Source organism: Janthinobacterium sp. HH106 (genome assembly GCF_001758725.1).
GTDB lineage: Bacteria > Pseudomonadota > Gammaproteobacteria > Burkholderiales > Burkholderiaceae_D > Janthinobacterium.
In genome coordinates this window covers 128,949-144,214 of sequence record NZ_LRIC01000025.1, presented here as the reverse complement: position 1 = coordinate 144,214, position 15,266 = coordinate 128,949, and the positions used below count along the sequence as shown (strand labels likewise).

Annotated in this window: 14 protein-coding genes; 3 read left to right on the top strand and 11 right to left on the bottom strand. The window is 60.5% G+C overall.

What is annotated here, in order from left to right; all coding sequences use genetic code 11:
• Window positions 1–138: 138 nt before the first annotated feature.
• Entirely contained in the window at window positions 139–879 is a 741-nt protein-coding gene (locus tag JAB8_RS29050) for a PEP-CTERM sorting domain-containing protein (RefSeq protein WP_070289618.1), read from the top strand.
• A gap of 54 nt (window positions 880–933) precedes the next feature.
• On the opposite strand, the gene JAB8_RS11770 is transcribed toward JAB8_RS29050, so the two are convergent.
• The 3 genes from JAB8_RS11770 to JAB8_RS11760 form a co-directional block, all read right to left on the bottom strand.
• The gene (locus tag JAB8_RS11770) at window positions 934–1,944 is read right to left on the bottom strand and encodes a TIGR03790 family protein (RefSeq protein WP_254679502.1); all 1,011 of its coding nucleotides are present in this window, start codon (window positions 1,942–1,944) and stop codon (window positions 934–936) included.
• Window positions 1,945–2,098: 154 nt separating this feature from the next.
• Window positions 2,099–2,677, bottom strand: coding sequence for an FxDxF family PEP-CTERM protein (locus JAB8_RS11765; RefSeq protein WP_070224567.1), 579 nt, complete (start codon window positions 2,675–2,677; stop codon window positions 2,099–2,101).
• Window positions 2,678–2,755: 78 nt separating this feature from the next.
• Entirely contained in the window at window positions 2,756–3,310 is a 555-nt protein-coding gene (locus JAB8_RS11760; RefSeq protein WP_070289617.1) for an FxDxF family PEP-CTERM protein, read from the bottom strand.
• Between the two features lie 307 nt (window positions 3,311–3,617).
• Here JAB8_RS11760 and JAB8_RS11755 point away from each other — a divergent pair, with 307 nt between their 5' ends.
• Complete coding sequence (locus tag JAB8_RS11755) at window positions 3,618–4,115, top strand: serine acetyltransferase (RefSeq protein ID WP_240453560.1); 498 nt, start codon at window positions 3,618–3,620, stop codon at window positions 4,113–4,115.
• A gap of 3 nt (window positions 4,116–4,118) precedes the next feature.
• Here JAB8_RS11755 and JAB8_RS11750 read toward each other — a convergent pair whose 3' ends face one another.
• The 8 genes from JAB8_RS11750 to JAB8_RS11715 form a co-directional block, all read right to left on the bottom strand.
• Complete coding sequence (locus JAB8_RS11750; protein ID WP_070289616.1) at window positions 4,119–5,549, bottom strand: mannose-1-phosphate guanylyltransferase/mannose-6-phosphate isomerase; 1,431 nt, start codon at window positions 5,547–5,549, stop codon at window positions 4,119–4,121.
• A gap of 14 nt (window positions 5,550–5,563) precedes the next feature.
• Window positions 5,564–6,718 carry an NDP-sugar synthase gene (locus JAB8_RS11745; protein ID WP_070289615.1) on the bottom strand — a complete coding sequence of 385 codons (1,155 nt, stop codon included), beginning with the start codon at window positions 6,716–6,718 and terminating at the stop codon, window positions 5,564–5,566.
• A gap of 156 nt (window positions 6,719–6,874) precedes the next feature.
• Window positions 6,875–7,984: a UDP-N-acetylglucosamine 2-epimerase (non-hydrolyzing) gene (gene wecB / locus JAB8_RS11740; protein ID WP_070289614.1), complete on the bottom strand. Its 1,110-nt coding sequence runs from the start codon at window positions 7,982–7,984 to the stop codon at window positions 6,875–6,877.
• The gene (locus JAB8_RS11735) at window positions 7,981–8,871 is read right to left on the bottom strand and encodes a hypothetical protein (RefSeq protein WP_070289613.1); all 891 of its coding nucleotides are present in this window, start codon (window positions 8,869–8,871) and stop codon (window positions 7,981–7,983) included. The genes wecB and JAB8_RS11735 overlap by 4 nt, the downstream gene beginning before the upstream one ends.
• Before the next feature lie 47 nt (window positions 8,872–8,918).
• Complete coding sequence (locus JAB8_RS11730; RefSeq protein ID WP_070289612.1) at window positions 8,919–10,010, bottom strand: Gfo/Idh/MocA family oxidoreductase; 1,092 nt, start codon at window positions 10,008–10,010, stop codon at window positions 8,919–8,921.
• Between the two features lie 74 nt (window positions 10,011–10,084).
• The gene (locus JAB8_RS11725; RefSeq protein ID WP_070224575.1) at window positions 10,085–11,107 is read right to left on the bottom strand and encodes a DUF354 domain-containing protein; all 1,023 of its coding nucleotides are present in this window, start codon (window positions 11,105–11,107) and stop codon (window positions 10,085–10,087) included.
• Between the two features lie 55 nt (window positions 11,108–11,162).
• Window positions 11,163–12,443 carry a nucleotide sugar dehydrogenase gene (locus JAB8_RS11720; RefSeq protein ID WP_070224576.1) on the bottom strand — a complete coding sequence of 427 codons (1,281 nt, stop codon included), beginning with the start codon at window positions 12,441–12,443 and terminating at the stop codon, window positions 11,163–11,165.
• 96 nt (window positions 12,444–12,539) lie between these two features.
• A complete protein-coding gene (locus JAB8_RS11715) occupies window positions 12,540–13,667 on the bottom strand; it encodes a glycosyltransferase family 4 protein (protein ID WP_227742127.1) in 1,128 nt (375 codons plus the stop codon).
• Between the two features lie 344 nt (window positions 13,668–14,011).
• Here JAB8_RS11715 and JAB8_RS11710 point away from each other — a divergent pair, with 344 nt between their 5' ends.
• Window positions 14,012–15,262 (top strand): phenylacetate--CoA ligase family protein, encoded by a 1,251-nt coding sequence (locus JAB8_RS11710; protein WP_139143018.1) that lies wholly within the window; start codon window positions 14,012–14,014, stop codon window positions 15,260–15,262.
• The last annotated feature ends 4 nt before the right edge of the window (window positions 15,263–15,266 follow it).

Genomic DNA, 15,266 nt, shown 5'->3' with positions numbered 1-15,266 from the left:
AGGCCCCAGCCTCGCTTGCCTCTTGGGATGCACATCCGGCCATGCACACAAAGGTCGCATTACCGGTAGCAATATTAATCGCATCACGAACGGACAGCGCACGGCGCGACGCTCGCATGCATTCTGAAGAGATAGACCATGTTAAAACCACGCAAGCAATACTCCGTTTTCTGCGCCGCCATGGCGGCAGCCCTGTTCATGACGGCCGGATTGGCGCAGGCACAGACAGTTGCGGCACAGGCCAATGCGGACAGCAAGCGCTGCGAAGCGGGCAATGCGGATGGCGGCGGCAAGGGCGCCGAATTCAACCCCGACAGTTCAAGCAGCGCCTGCAGCCTGGCGAATGGTTTCGTCAACTTTGGCGCGCGCAGCAATGACGGCGTTGGCTCGACGCCCGAATTTGGTACCGGCGAGTCAGACCAGGTATTGCGCACGCCTGCATTTTCCGGCAATGGCCATCGTCTGGCCAACGCTCTGGGACAGCCTGCCGATGCAGGATACGGCGCCAATGCCAGCCTGCTGGCCAGCACCGGCCAGCACCATTTCGGCAGCCGCGATTTCGTGTATGCGCAGGAAGAACCAGCCATCGAGGGCCGTGGCTATCAAGCTGGCCGCAGCCTGCGTGCCGGCGACGTGTATGAACCGCTGCTGGTCTCGTCTGGCGGCGGCATCGCGCCGCCGGCCGGTGGCGGCGGTGTCGGCGGCGGAGGCGCCAGCGGCGGTTTCGACCGCAGCGGCGGCGGCGCGATCGGCACGGGCGGCAGTGGCGTCGTAGTGCCGCCGATTCCTCCCGTACCGGAACCGGAAACCTATGTGATGTTGCTGGCAGGCCTGGGACTGCTGAGCTGGATCGGCCGCCGCCGCAACGGCAAGGCATAAAAAAGATGGCTCATACGAGCCATTTTTTTTGCCTTCAATCACGCCAGCATGCCGTCAGCGGCGGAAGCTGGCGTAGGGCGCCGCCAGAGGATCGCCGATGAACAGCCCCTGCGCCGGCCAGGCGACGCTGCCCCAGTACGCTTCGAGCGCCGTCATGCCGCTCAGGTAGCGGCGCAGCAGCACCGTGGGGTTAGGAAATTTCTGCCAATAATTACAGGGCTCGCTGACGGTGCCGTAACTGGCGGTCGCGCCCGCTTCCAGCCAACGCTGGCTGCTCATCTGCGCCGTGCCCTGCAAATCGCCGCCAAACGACGTCAGGTGGTCGGCCAGAGCGCCCGGCAGAAAACGCAAGGTATCGAGCTTGTCCACCTTCGCCATGCCCGTCTGGTACACCATGATGTCCTGTGCGCCTTCCAGCACATCGGCCTTCATGTTCTTGATCGTCAGCTTGCGTTGGCGCACCACTCCGGCCGGTGGAAAAAATGCCGCGCGGCTGTTGCGCGCGCCTTCGCTCGTGTTCAGGTAATAGGCACTGGCGGCCGGCACGGCAAAACCGCTGGCCGTGCCGCGATCGACGACCGCCTTGGCCTCTTCGACAAAATCGATGGGCAGCAACATCGACAGACGCATGCCCAGCTGGCTGAATGACTGGCCCGTATCGCTGTTGAAATAGGTACTGGGCTTGCCGGCGCCGCAGCTCTTCGAACACTGCCCGGCGTCATATCCCAAGGTAAAGGCCGAGGTGATGGAATTGCATTCGACCGCATACGGCGCGCTCCATACCATCAGCACCGCCTGGATACCTGGCTTCAGCTGGCCGTCGATGCGCTCCTTCAGTTGAGCGAACTGGTCCATGCTCAGCTTGCGCGGCCGGTTTGGAATATGCACATGCACGATATTGGCGGCAGGAATGGCATGCGCCTGGCGGTAATACGCCCCCACCTCGATACTGTTCGGTTCAGCATCATTGATGACGATGGCCAATTGTGACGGCTGCAAGCCGGGTGCGGCGCCATGGGCGCTACTGGCCAGCAATGCCAGCGACAGACAGAATGAAATACGCAATGGGGTACCGGGAAAAATACACGTGCGATTGATCAAAACGGCCGTTTGCCGGCCGCCCATGGTGCCAACAATTATAGCCTTGAAAATAGCCGCGGAAGCGCTGCAAAAAAAAACGGAGGCCGAGGCCTCCGCTTTTCCGTTCACGCCACGGCCATCACGCCTGCTGCTTGCGGCGGCGCGCCATGAAACCCACAAGGCCCAGGCCTGCCAGCAACATGGCATAGGTTTCCGGTTCCGGCACGGGATTGACGGACACGTTGCCGCTATAGCTGCCGCCGGCCGCCGAGGCCACGTAGCCATTCACTTCCAGGAAGTAGTCGCCGGCGCCCAGCGGCGCTGCGTTCGACGAAAGCACCCAGGCCTGGTCCGCCGCCGTGAAGTTCAACAGGTCCAGCGTTCCTTGCAAGACGACGCCGCCGGCATTCTTCAGACTGAAACCCGTCAAGGTCAGGCCCGAGTTCAGGCTGGGCTTCAGGGAAGTGGCCAGGCCGCTAAAATCATTACTACCGGTCAAGGTGAACAGGAATTTGTCGCTGAAGAAATTGTGCTCGACGCCGGCCAACTGGCCCGGTGCCAGCGTAAACGAGCCGAACAGGTTGCTGCCCGAATAATCGAGCAAGTCCTGCGTCAGGTCGACAGGCGCGTGGCTGATGTCGACGGGGGCGGCTTGCGCGCCCAGGCTGCTGCCGGCCAGCATGATCGCCAGGAACAGGGATTTGAGAATTTTGTTCATACTTTTCACCAAGGAAACAGCGGCCGGCACAGGCTGGCCGCAAGATAAAAATGCGGAAGGAAAGCGGTGCAGCGATGCTCAGGCAGACTTCTGGCGGCGGCGCGCCAGGAAGCCCAGCAGACCCAGGCCACCCAGCAGCATGCCGTAGCTTGCCGGTTCCGGCACAGCCGACACCAGACTGCCGTTGCCGCTGAAGGTGGCGCCCGCGCCCGAAACGAGGTTGCCGCTAACCTTGACGTAATAGGAACCGGCCGCCAGGTTGGCAAAAGACAAGGTCCACTTGTCATCCTTGCCCGTCAATACCTGCGCGCCCTGCAACAGGCTGTGATTGGCGCTGTCGTACAGGCCCAGGCCCGTCAGGTTCAAGCCATTCGCCGCGCTCGTGCTGGTCGACGTGACCACCAGGCTCACATTGCTGAACTGTGCCACGTTGAACGTGAAGTGGTCGTTGAAAAAGTTGTCTTTATTGCCGGATTTAAACTTGTCGCCAAAGGTCAGCGATCCGCCATTCGCCAGCGTCACGGCCGTCGGCACGGAGCTGATGTCGACAACGGCGGCGGCTGCTGCCTGGGAAAACAGGGCGGCACCGGCAAATGCCACGGTGGCCACAGCTGAGCAAATATGTTTCTTCATGCGATTCCACCAAACGTAATTGCAGACAATAAATTGCCTACGGGAATTGAATTAATTTAACCAAGAAGAATAATATCATAAAGCAATTTATTTGATTATTCTTTTTTTAATAAATAGTTTCTTTATAGCATCAAATTCGGATGCCGGCTTGTTACCGTGGCGTGCGCAAACATAGTAAAGATATAATCAGTACCAACGACAACAGGAGGGAAGACGTGGTGAATGTATGACAACCTGGACAGCATTAAAGGCAGACACGTATCGGCTATTCGGTCGCAGCAGCTGGCCCTTGACCTTCAAGGAAATCTTGCGCAGTAGAACCTTCCGTGTCGTCGCCACCGCCCGCCTCTGCCAGGCGGTATCGCAGGCGCGCGGCCTGTGGCCCGTATTTCTTCCATTCTGCAAGCTCGTGCATCGTTATGCGGCCAGCCAGGCGGGGGTGGATTTCCCTTGGAGGGCGCAGATAGGCCCCGGATTTGCCCTCACGCATGGCTGGGGCATGGTGATGAGCCCGGGTGCCGTCATCGGCCGCAATGTCACGCTGTTCCATGGCGTCACGCTGGGCCGTCGCGACCGCATTGCCAGGGATGGCCAGCGCGTCACCGGCTACCCGACCCTGGAAGATGAGGTGTGGGTCGGCCCGCACGCCATCATCACGGGCGGCATCACCATCGGGCGCGGCAGCCGCATCGGAGGCGGCGCCGTCGTCACGGAAGACATCCCGCCGTATTCCATCGTGGTGGGCAACCCTGGCAAGGTCGTCAAGAGCGGCTGCACGCCGGACGTAATGCACCGCGTGCCCTGAGCCTCAGGCGCGCTGGTAGGCATCGGCATAGCGCACGATATCGTCCTCTCCCAGATAACTGCCGGTCTGCACCTCGATCAGGTGCAGCGGCAGCTTGCCGGGGTTTTCCAGGCGATGCGTCATACCGATGGGAATGTAGGTGGATTCGTTTTCCGTCAGTAATTTGACAGTCTCGCCACAGGTGACCCGGGCCGTGCCGCGCACGACTACCCAATGCTCGGCGCGGTGATGGTGCATCTGCAGCGACAGTTGCCCGCCGGGATTGACGACGATGCGCTTGACCTGGAAGCGCTCGCCCATATCGATGCCTTCGTAGCTGCCCCAAGGCCGGTACACGAGGCGGTGCTGGACGTGTTCCGTGCGCGCATGCCGCTCCAGGTGCTCGACCACCTGCCGCACGCGCTGCACCTGGTCGCGGTGCGCAACCAGCACGGCGTCATCGGTCTCGACGATCACCAGGTCATCCACCCCGAGTACGGCCAGCATGCGGCTGCCGGCACGCACCAGGCAATTGTGCACGCCATCGAGATAGGTATCGCCGCGCACGACATTGCCATGCTCGTCGCCGGGCAAGGCTTGCCACAAGGCCGACCAGGAACCGATATCGCTCCAGCCGATGGCGGCCGGCACGACCACGGCCCGCTGCGTGTGTTCCATCACTGCATGGTCGATCGAAACGCTGCGGCAGCGGGCAAAGGCGGCAGGATCGAGGCGAAAAAAGTCGAGGTCGCGGCAGCCGTGCGCGACGGCCAGCTCGCAGTCCCCCAGCATGGCAGGTTCCAGCATCCGCAACTCGCCGAGACAGGCGGCGGCGCGCAACAGGAACATGCCGCTGTTCCACAGGTAACGGCCATCGGAAAGAAATGCGCGGGCTGTGGGCAAGTCCGGTTTTTCCACGAAGCGCTCGACCTGCCGTCCTTGCGCCGAACCAGGCAGGGAGGCGCCGGCAAGGATATAGCCGTAGCCCGTCTCGGCGGCGGTCGGCAAGATGCCGAAGGTGGCCAGCGCGCCCGCGTCGGCCAGCGGCGCGGCTTGCGCGATCGCCTGGTGAAACGCGGCCACGTCGCCGACCAGATGGTCGGCCGGCATGACCAGCATCAGGGCATCGGCATCGTGCGCCAGCAGATATTGCGCGGCGACCGCCACGGCCGGTGCCGTGTTGCGTCCCAGCGGCTCCAGCAGAATGGCCAGCGGCGCGACGCCGACCTGGCGCAGCTGTTCAGCCACCATGAAACGGTGCTCATTGCCGCACACCAGCAGCGGCGGCATGACCGCCAGCCCGACATCGCCCAGGTCCCGCACGCGCAACACGGTTTCCTGCAGCAGCGTCTGGCTTGATACCAGCGGCAACAATTGCTTGGGCAGCGCCTGGCGCGACAGCGGCCATAGACGGCTACCGGAGCCTCCCGACAAGATCACTGGATAGATGTTCATGTCGGGGCTCCTGGTTATTTGACTGCGCGCAGTTGCGTGGACATCTCGGCACGCCGGCGGTTGCGCCGGTCGCGCGCATTGGCCCAGGCATCGGGCTCATACTGCGATGCGTGCCGCATCTCGCCGGCCCGGTCGACGCTGTAATCCTTGAAGACGATCATTTCATCGAGCACCACGCCGGGCAGCACGCGCGTGTACTCGAACAGCACGCTGCGCACCACTTCGGCGCCCGCGCACACGTGACTGCCGTGGCCAATCCACGTCGGTCCGATGATCGTCGCGCCCGCCTCGATGCGGCTGCCCGAACCGATGTAGACGGGGCCTTCGATGCGCGTGCCGCCACTCCAGTCGATGCTGGTATTCAAGCCGACCCACAGGCCGTCGTCGATCTGGATACCGGGCACGTCCAGCTGGGCCACTTCCCCCATCAGCACGCTTTGCAGCACTTCCCAGTAATCCTTGACGCTGCCGATATCGATCCAGTTGTAGTTGCGTTTTTGCGCATAGAAAGGCAATCCCTTCTCGACCAGCAGGGGGAACAGTTCCGAGCCGATATCGAACGGCCGGTCACTGGGAATCAGTTCCAGCACTTCGGGTTCGAAAATATAGATGCCCGTGCTGACGCAATTGGACAACGCATCAGGCTGCGCCGGTTTTTCCTGGAAGGCGCGGATACGGCCGTCGGCATCGCTGACCACCACGCCATAGCTCGACACCTTGTCCCACGGCACTTCGAGCGTGATGACGGACGCCAGCGCGCCCTTGCGGCGGTGTTCGAACAGGGCAGACTTGATGTCGAGGTCGATCAAGGCATCGCCGCATAGCACGATGGTGGTTTCATCGAAAAAGTTACCGAATTCCTGGATCTTCTTCATGCCGCCTGCCGACCCCAGCGGCTCGGGCACGACTTCGCCTGCGTCATTCGTGTAACCTTCGAAGGAATAGCCGATCTGCACGCCGAACTGGTGCCCCTCGCCGAAATACTCCTCGATTTTTTCATGCAGATAGCTGACATTGACCATGATTTCGGTAATGCCGTAACGGGACAGATGCTCGACCAGGTAAGCCATCACCGGCTTGCCCAGGATGGGTATCATCGGTTTCGGTAAATCATAGGTCAGAGGGCGCACGCGAGTGCCCTTGCCTGCAGCCAGTATCATTGCTTTCATCGTCGATCGCTTTCCATCGTTGTTTGGGGTGGATGCGGCGCCCGGCCGGCGTATCGCCAGCCATCGGCCATCTTGCAAGCGCATGGGCGGCGCTATCCATGTCCGCCCTGTGCGCCCGTCCAATCCTCTTTCAGCCTATCCCTTGCCTGCCGCTGCCTATGCCAGTTCCTGGTCCAGTTGCGCCACGATGCGCTGCGCGGCCTGGCCATCCCACAGATACGGACGGCGGCCCTGCTTGCCTTCGCCGCGCAGCACCTTGCGCGCCTCGGCCACGATGCGCAGCGGATCCGTGCCAGCCAGGACATTGCTGCCCTCGTCGACGGTAATGGGACGCTCCGTGTTTTCGCGGATGGTGATGCAAGGCACGCCCAGCGCAGTAGTTTCTTCCTGCAAGCCGCCGCTGTCGGTCAGCACCAGCGCCGCATCCTTCCACAGGTCGAGGAAGGCCATGTAGCTTTGCGGCCCCACCAGCGTGATGTTCGGCCCCAGGTCGATGCCAAACTTGTCGAGGTTGGCGCGCGTACGCGGATGCACGGGAAAGATCAGGGGTAGTTCTGCGGCGATCTCGACCAGCGCGCCAGCCACCTTGCGCATGTCTTCGGCGCTGTCGACATTGCTCGGACGATGCAGGGTCACCACGCCATAGCGGGCTCCAGCGCCGCTGTGCGCCGCCTTGAAGGCCGACGCCTCAAATTGCCGCGGCGATTCGCGGCCCAGCTTTTCAGCCTGGTACAGCACGTTGTCGACCATTACGTGACCCACGTAATGCACGGCGGCATCCGGCTTGCCTTCGCGCCGCAAATGCTCGACGGCGCTCGGCTCGGTAACGAAGAACCAGTCCGAGATACTGTCCGTCACGAGACGGTTGATCTCTTCCGGCATGCCCATGTCGCCGCTGCGCAGGCCGGCCTCCACGTGTGCCACGGGAATGCCGAGCTTTTTCGCCGCGATGGAGCAAGCCAGCGTGGAATTGACGTCGCCCACCACCAGCACGGCGGCAGGCCGTTCGGCCTTGCATAGCTGTTCGAAGGCCAGCATGATCTTGCCCGTCTGTTCCGCGTGCGTGCCGCCGCCTGCCGCCATGAAGACGTCCGGTTCGGGAATGCCCAACTCTTCGAAAAACACGTCGTTCATCTCGCGGTCATAGTGCTGGCCCGTGTGGATGATCTTGAATGCCAGGCGCGCATGGCCTTGCAACGCGCGCACGATAGGCGCGATCTTCATGAAATTGGGCCGTGCGCCGGCCACCAGGTAGACCGTCTTCATGATGCCTCCCCCTGTGCCACTGGCCAGTAGCGGTCCACCAGTTCGCGCGTATTGCGGATATTGCCGCGGCTGGAGGCGCCAAAGACGATGGATTCGATGTTCGGCTGCTGGCACACCCATTCGATCGCTTCTTCGGGAGCGATCGCGCCCGAGGCGAAGACGGACATGGCGATCGCGCGGAACTTGCGGTCGCGCAAGGCGCTCTGGTAGGCATCGAAGCCGCCGGACATGCGGAAGCCCACCTTGTTGATGTTCGAGCAGACGATGGGATTGTCGATGCCCTGCTCTTCGAGCACGTCGAGCAGCATCGGCAGGTTCATCGTGATGAAGCCGGGCTCGGCGTTGTAGCGCTTGCGCACGTGGTTGGCGAAGATCGAGAAGGCGTCCTTGAAGCCCAGGCCCAGCAGCAGGTCGACCACCACGTTCTGCAGGAAGATCACGGGCGTATTCAGGCCGGCAAACATCTTCATTTCCGCATCCACCAGCAGGGTAATGATGCCTTCGATATCCTTGGTCGCCAATGCCTTGCCGCCACGCAGGGCGGCATTCAGGAAGCCTTCATCGGGCGTAAAACGCTTGAGCGCGCCCATGATGCCGTCTTCCGTGACGGCATTCGCATATTTGTGGGCATACGGCATGCAAGGCATGAATTTGAAGTCCTTGTAGCGCACCGGGTCGGCACGCATGTGATCGCACACCTGTGCGATACGGTCATGGGTCGTGCACATGAAGGATTTCACCCCTTCATCGTAAGCATTATCGAGCACACTGATAACGGCCTTGATATCCTGGAAACGCATGGCCTGGGCCCGCGCTTTTTCCTCCGACATATGATTCACACCGAAGAACTGATTATCACCAAATAACAAACGATCGAGTTGATCCATTTCCTGCTCCATTCATATTTCGTATCGAAATCCTGCTGCGCGGCATGTCAGCGGCCAAAAAAGAAACCTTTTTTCTTTTTCGGCTGTTCTGGCAAGGCATCGCCGGACAGCACGCCAGGACCTTTTTCCGCGTCGGCGATCAGCATCGAGATCACGCGGTCGGTCGCCAGCGCCGAGGCGAACGAGTTGACATTGTCGTCCGCGCGCTTGTCGACGATGCAACGGACGAAGTAATCGAGCTGGGCCGAGTATTCCTCGCCGCGCAGGTAAAAGTCGACCGGTTCCGTCAATTCCGTGGTATTGCGCACGGTCCAGCCTTCGCCATAGCCTTCCGGTGCGCCGCTGGCGTCGCGCAGGTAGACCTGGACTTCCTGGCGGTCGGCGGTGATGCGGCCATTCTTGCCCCACACGCTGATCTTCGTCGACATCTTGCGGTAGGATTCGTCGCTCCAGTTGACGGACAGCTGGGCGCTCTTGCCATCGGCGTAATACAGGGTGGAAAACACTTCATCGTCCGTGTCAGCGGAGAAAATCTTGTTGAGTACGGAGCCGCCCACGCCGCGCGGCGCGCCGAAATACCAGTTCAGCAGGTTCAGCGGATGGGCCGCATAGTCATACAGGCAACCGCCGCCTTCCGAACGCTGGGTACGCCAGGTGGAGCCTTTCGGCTTCAGCACTACCGGGCCATAGGCCTCGGCCAGCATATGCGTCACTTCACCGATCACACCCAGGTCCAGCAGGCGCTTGACCTCCTGGAAGGCGCCGACGAAGCGGTAGTGGTAGCCGACCTGGTTGACCAGGCCTTTTTCCGCCGCCAGGCGGGTCGCCTGCTCGCCTTCCTCGGTATCGAGGCAGAAAGGCTTTTCGCAAAACACGTGAATATTCTTGTTCAGCGCGGCCAGCACCATCTTGCCGTGCATGCTGGACGGCGTCGCGATGATCACGGCATCGAGTTCCTGTTCATTGAGCATGAGGTCGAAGTCCGTATAGGTCTTGACGCCCGTATATTTACCCAGGATGTCGAGCATGTAGCCGGTGGCGTCGCAGACGGCCGCCAGCGTGACACCGGGATGTGCATTGATCATCGAGTGATGGGACAAGCCCATCTTGCCCAAGCCTACTACTGCGAGGCGTATCATATTGTCCTGTCCTTTAGCGCTGCCGGGACGCTGACGGCCTGTGCCGCCATCGTCCCGTATGTTGTTAATCAAATTTAGCCGTTGACGAGCTGCCGCTTGACCAGGTCATACGCGGCGCGGCCCTTTTCCAGCAAGCTGCGATTCGGTGGTTGCTGCGTGGCGCTGTCCAGGTAGGCCAGCGCCTGCGCAGCCGTCAGGTCGGGCCGGTGTTCGAAGGCACCTACCTCCAGCAGGTGGCGGTCGACGTCGAGCAAGGCATCCTGGTAAACGGAGATGGTGGGAATGCCCAGCACGGCCATCTCGCGCGTCATGGTGCCGCCGGCGCCGATGAACAGGTCGCAATCGGGCGCGATATCGGCGATGTCGAGGGCAGTGGTGACCACGCGCACGCCAGCAAACTTGGGATCCTGGTAATGCACGCCCTGCTCTTTTCCTCGCGGCAATAACACGATATCGACCCGGTCTTTCATACCCAACAGCAACTCATCAAGGAAGTTGCGGCTGCCCTTGTAATACTGGGCCGTCCATGGTTCCGGACGGATATACACCACGTGCCGCGCGCGCCCTGCCCGCTGCTGCACTCCCTTGGCGCCGAGGCGCTGATCAAGTTCCCACAGGTAAATCCCTTCCTTGACGCCCGGATAATGCAAGACCTTGCGCGGATTGGCCCACTGCTTCTTGAGTTTTTCCATGCCGAGAAACTCCGGCACCATGATGCGGTTGGCAAACAAGAACGCGGGGATATTGCCTGCCGCATGCTCGTTATCGTTCATGTAGATGGAGCGGATGCCCATCAGGCGTGCCGCCACCGGCGAATGGAAAGAGCTCTGCGAGATCGCCACGTCGATTTTCTTGCCGCTCAAAAAGCGGCACAGCTGGTAGACGCGCACGGGGAAACCAAACAGCTTGGCCGACAGCTGGCCGCCGTAATGCTTGCCCACCACCGTGTACTTAAAGCCATGCAAGTCGAGCAGCTCGACCGTATTGGCCAGCGGCCGGCACGTGATCACGACCTCGTGTTCGCGTTCCAGTTCGCGGATCATGGCCGCAAACATATTGATGTGCGGCGAGTTGGTCAGTTCAAACCAGATACGCATGAATTACCCTTGCAACAATGAAAAAAGATGCCGCGCTGCTGCGCGGCGCCGGCCCTTACAGGCGCCAGACCTTGATGCCTGCCTCTTCCAGCGCCTGCTGGTCGAAACACGCCTTGACGTCGATGAAGCAGCCGCTCTTGATCAGCTTGCGTTGCAACTCTTCCACCGGCAGATCGAGCAATTGCTGATGCGATACGGCCGCCACGATCGCGTCGGCACGCGGCAGTTCTTCCCAGCTGAACAGGCGCACGCCATACTCGTGCATCGCCTCTTCCTGTTCCGCATATGGATCGTGCACGAATACTTCCACGCCGTAGGTTTTCAGTTCGCGGATGACGTCGCCCACCTTCGAATTGCGCAGGTCGGCGCAGTTTTCCTTGAACGTCAGGCCCAGCACGTTGACGCGGGCGCCCTTGATGTAGCTGCCCGAGGCGATCATGTTCTTGATGGTCTGCTCGGCGATATACTTGCCCATGCCATCGTTGATGCGGCGCCCGGCCAGAATCACCTGCGGGTGATAGCCGAGCATTTCCGCCTTGTGCGTCAGGTAGTACGGGTCGACCCCGATGCAATGGCCACCCACGAGGCCCGGCGAGAACTTCAGGAAATTCCACTTGGTGCCGGCCGCCTTCAGCACTTCCGACGTATCGATGCCGATTTTGTCGAAAATGATCGCCAACTCGTTCATCAGCGCGATATTCAGATCGCGCTGGGTGTTTTCGATCACCTTGCAAGCCTCCGCCGCCTTGATGCTGGAGCAGCGGTGCACACCCGGCTCGACGATGCTTTCATACATGGTGGCAACACGCTCGAGCGTCTGCGGCGTATCGCCCGAGACCACTTTGATGACATTCGTCAACATATGCTTGCGGTCGCCCGGATTGATACGCTCGGGGGAATAGCCGACAAAAAAGTCCTGCTTCCACTTCAAGCCGGAGACCTCTTCCAGCACGGGGATGCACACCTCTTCGGTCGCGCCCGGATACACGGTCGATTCATAGACGACGATGGCGCCCTTTTTCAGGTACTGGCCCACCGTGCGGCTGGCGCCGATCAAGGGCGAGAAGTCCGGATTATGGGCCTGGTCGACGGGGGTCGGCACGGCCACGATGATAATATCGGCCTCGGCCAGTATTTGCGGCTCGGACGAATACTCGGCCTGCACGGCCGCGGCCATTTGCTGGTCGCTCAGTTCGCGCGAGGGATCCGTGCCGCGCTGGCAAGACTGAACTTTCTCGACGGAAATATCAAAGCCAATGGTACGCCCCAGCTTGCCAAACTCCACGACCAAGGGCAGGCCTACGTAGCCCAGGCCAATCACTGCAATTGTTGTCATAACAAAACCTTCAAAAAATTCAATATTTGCCAGGCAGATACCTGGCCATCCTGACAGCGGCATTACGCTCCAGCAGCAAGCCTATCCATCACCTGGCTACGGCGCCGCCGGTCCTTCCAGCTCCCGGTAAAGGCTGGCCAGCTGAGCCATTACCACTTGCGTACTAAAACGCTCGGCGACGGTGGCACGCGCCTGCTCTCCGATGCGGCGGCGCAGCGTGATATCCGTCAATAAACGGCTAAATGCCGCGGCAAGCGCCTCAACATCGCCCGGCGGCACCAGCAAGCCATTGACCTGGTCATAGACGGCTTCGGGAATTCCACCGACCGGTGTCACGACTATCGCCTTGCCAGTGGCCATCGCTTCCAACATCGACATAGGCAAGCCCTCGTCGTGCGATGGCAGGGTAAATACCGCCGCGCGGGCCAATTGCTCGTCGCGTTCCTGCGTGCCAATCCAGCCGAGAATGCTCACATGCGCGCCGATCTGCAAGCGCTCTACCGTCAGCGCGATCTCCTGGAGGTCGCCGTCACCGCCGATCACCAGCATGACTTCAGGATACTCCTGCTTCAGCAGCGCAATAGCGTCGAGCAATTCAAAGATGCCTTTGCGCTTTTCGGCCCTTCCCAGAAACAGAATGCGTCCCGCCTCTTCCCGCGCCGGCTCCTGCAGCACCGGCATGGAGACCGAATTGGCCACCACCCGCAGGCGGGCCGTCGGCGCCAGTTCACGCAAGAAACCGCTCCAGCTTTCCGACAGAGTCACCACCATGGAACTGCTGGCCAGAGTGCGGCGTATCCACCAGCGGGCCAGCGGGCCCGATTCGACATTGGCAAACTGCCGAAATTCGGCGCCATGCAAATGAAAGATCGTCTTGCGGCCCAACAGCCTCGCCGTGAGCAATATCAATGATTTCCGGTAAAAGCTGGCGCGCGACGCAGAATGCACATGCACGATGGCCGGACGCTGCGTCAGACACAGCCAGGCTACCGTGCACACGGCGCCAATGGCCGTGCCCAGCTTGCGCACGCCCCCCCCTTGCGCATGCGTGGCGATATAGCGCACCGCGTTCTCTTTAAAAAAACCTTGTTGTTGCAGCACAGCGACAACGGTGGCGATGCCGCCCTTTCCGCCAGGATGGGTGCCTACCATCAGTACCTTGCATCCAGCCTTCATCCAGCCCCCAAATTTTTTATCCAGTACATGTCGGACTACGACAACCATTGCATTTTTTTTATTCTCACATATTCCCGTAGCGCGCACGCGATACATTTTGCACCACAGCAAAACTGTTATTGTTGTGCTTATAAAGAGTGACTATTGTACAACAAAAATACTTCTTTAAAATTAACTTTTTCAATCGAATCGCGGAACGCGACATCTTTGCCTGGATACGTCAGAATGCGTACAGCAGTCAAAAAAATATTGTATTATGAATAATTGTCATGCCATGCACGGAAGAATCACAGGTTCGGCGTGCAGACTAGCAACACCCGACCCGAGACACGCAATTAGCTGCACATACGGGGACAGCGTTCCCGTGCGGCGCAAGAATAGAGAGTACAAGAATGACTTTAGCGTTGCGCTACAAATTGATCGACCTTGCACGCGGCACCGATTCGATCGGCTTGCTCAAGACACTGCGCCACTGGCAATACGATGACCATACCACCATGCAGGCCAGGGAGCGCAGTCAGCTCAATGACTACTTTGATGCAATGCGGCACGCCCTGCCCCTGTTCCGCGACGTCAGCCATTTTGAAGCGCTGCCCGTGCTGGACAAGCGTTTTATCAATACCCATCGCGAACAACTGATCAACCCCCACTACAAGGGCAAGGTCGTGCGCAAGAAAACAGGTGGCTCCACGGGCGAACCGCTGGTGTACTACACAGGCAATGAAGCCCAGTCCTACCTGTGGGCCGGCATTTTCCTCGCCTGGGAAGCGGCCGGCTACCAGTTGGGCGACAAGGTGGCTTTTCTTGCCGGCTCCTCCCTGTTTGGCACCGGTTACAAACAGCGCATCTACTACCGCTTGCTGAATGTCAGCGTCCTGTCCGCGTTCGACATGTCGCCAGCACGCATGGATGAATATGATGCTAACCTGAGCCAGGGCGGCTTCCGGCTGCTGTACGGCTATGCCTCGGCCGTCCACCGGTTGGCCCGGCACAGGCTGGCATCTGGCCAGCGCCTGCACCACGTGCTACGCGGCATTGTGTGTACGGCAGAAGTACTGACGCCGGCCATGCGGGCCGATATCGAAGCCGCCTTTGGCGTGCCATGCTACAGCCAGTATGGCTGCAACGAAGCTGGGGTTTCAGCCTTCGAATGCGAGCACCGCGACGGCTTCCACCTAATCTCGTCGCGTAGCCACGCGGAAATCTTGCCTGATGGGCGGCTGATCTCGACGGACATGGCAAATCGCGCGATGTTTCTGCCGCGCTGCGATACGGGGGATCTGGTGCGCATGTCGAGCCGGCTGTGCGCGTGCGGCCGCAGCCTGCCACTGATCGATGAAGTCGGCGGGCGGCAGAACGACATGGTGGTCGACCCGCACGGCGCGGCCGTCCATTCAGAATTTTTCACCCACCTTTTCCGCGAAGACCCCCATATTCACGCGTTTCAAGTGGTGTTCGACGAGCAGCGCCTGGAAATCAACCTGCATGGCACAGCGAATGGCAGGCAGGCGCTCGACGACGAGTATCGCCGACGCATCGGCGCATCGCTGGCATTTGAGCAGCTGGACTTCATTCACAACGCGCCCTTCCTGGTGCAGGCGAACGGCAAGCACCGCTTCGTGATCCGGCGTCCCGCTGCCTGAAGTA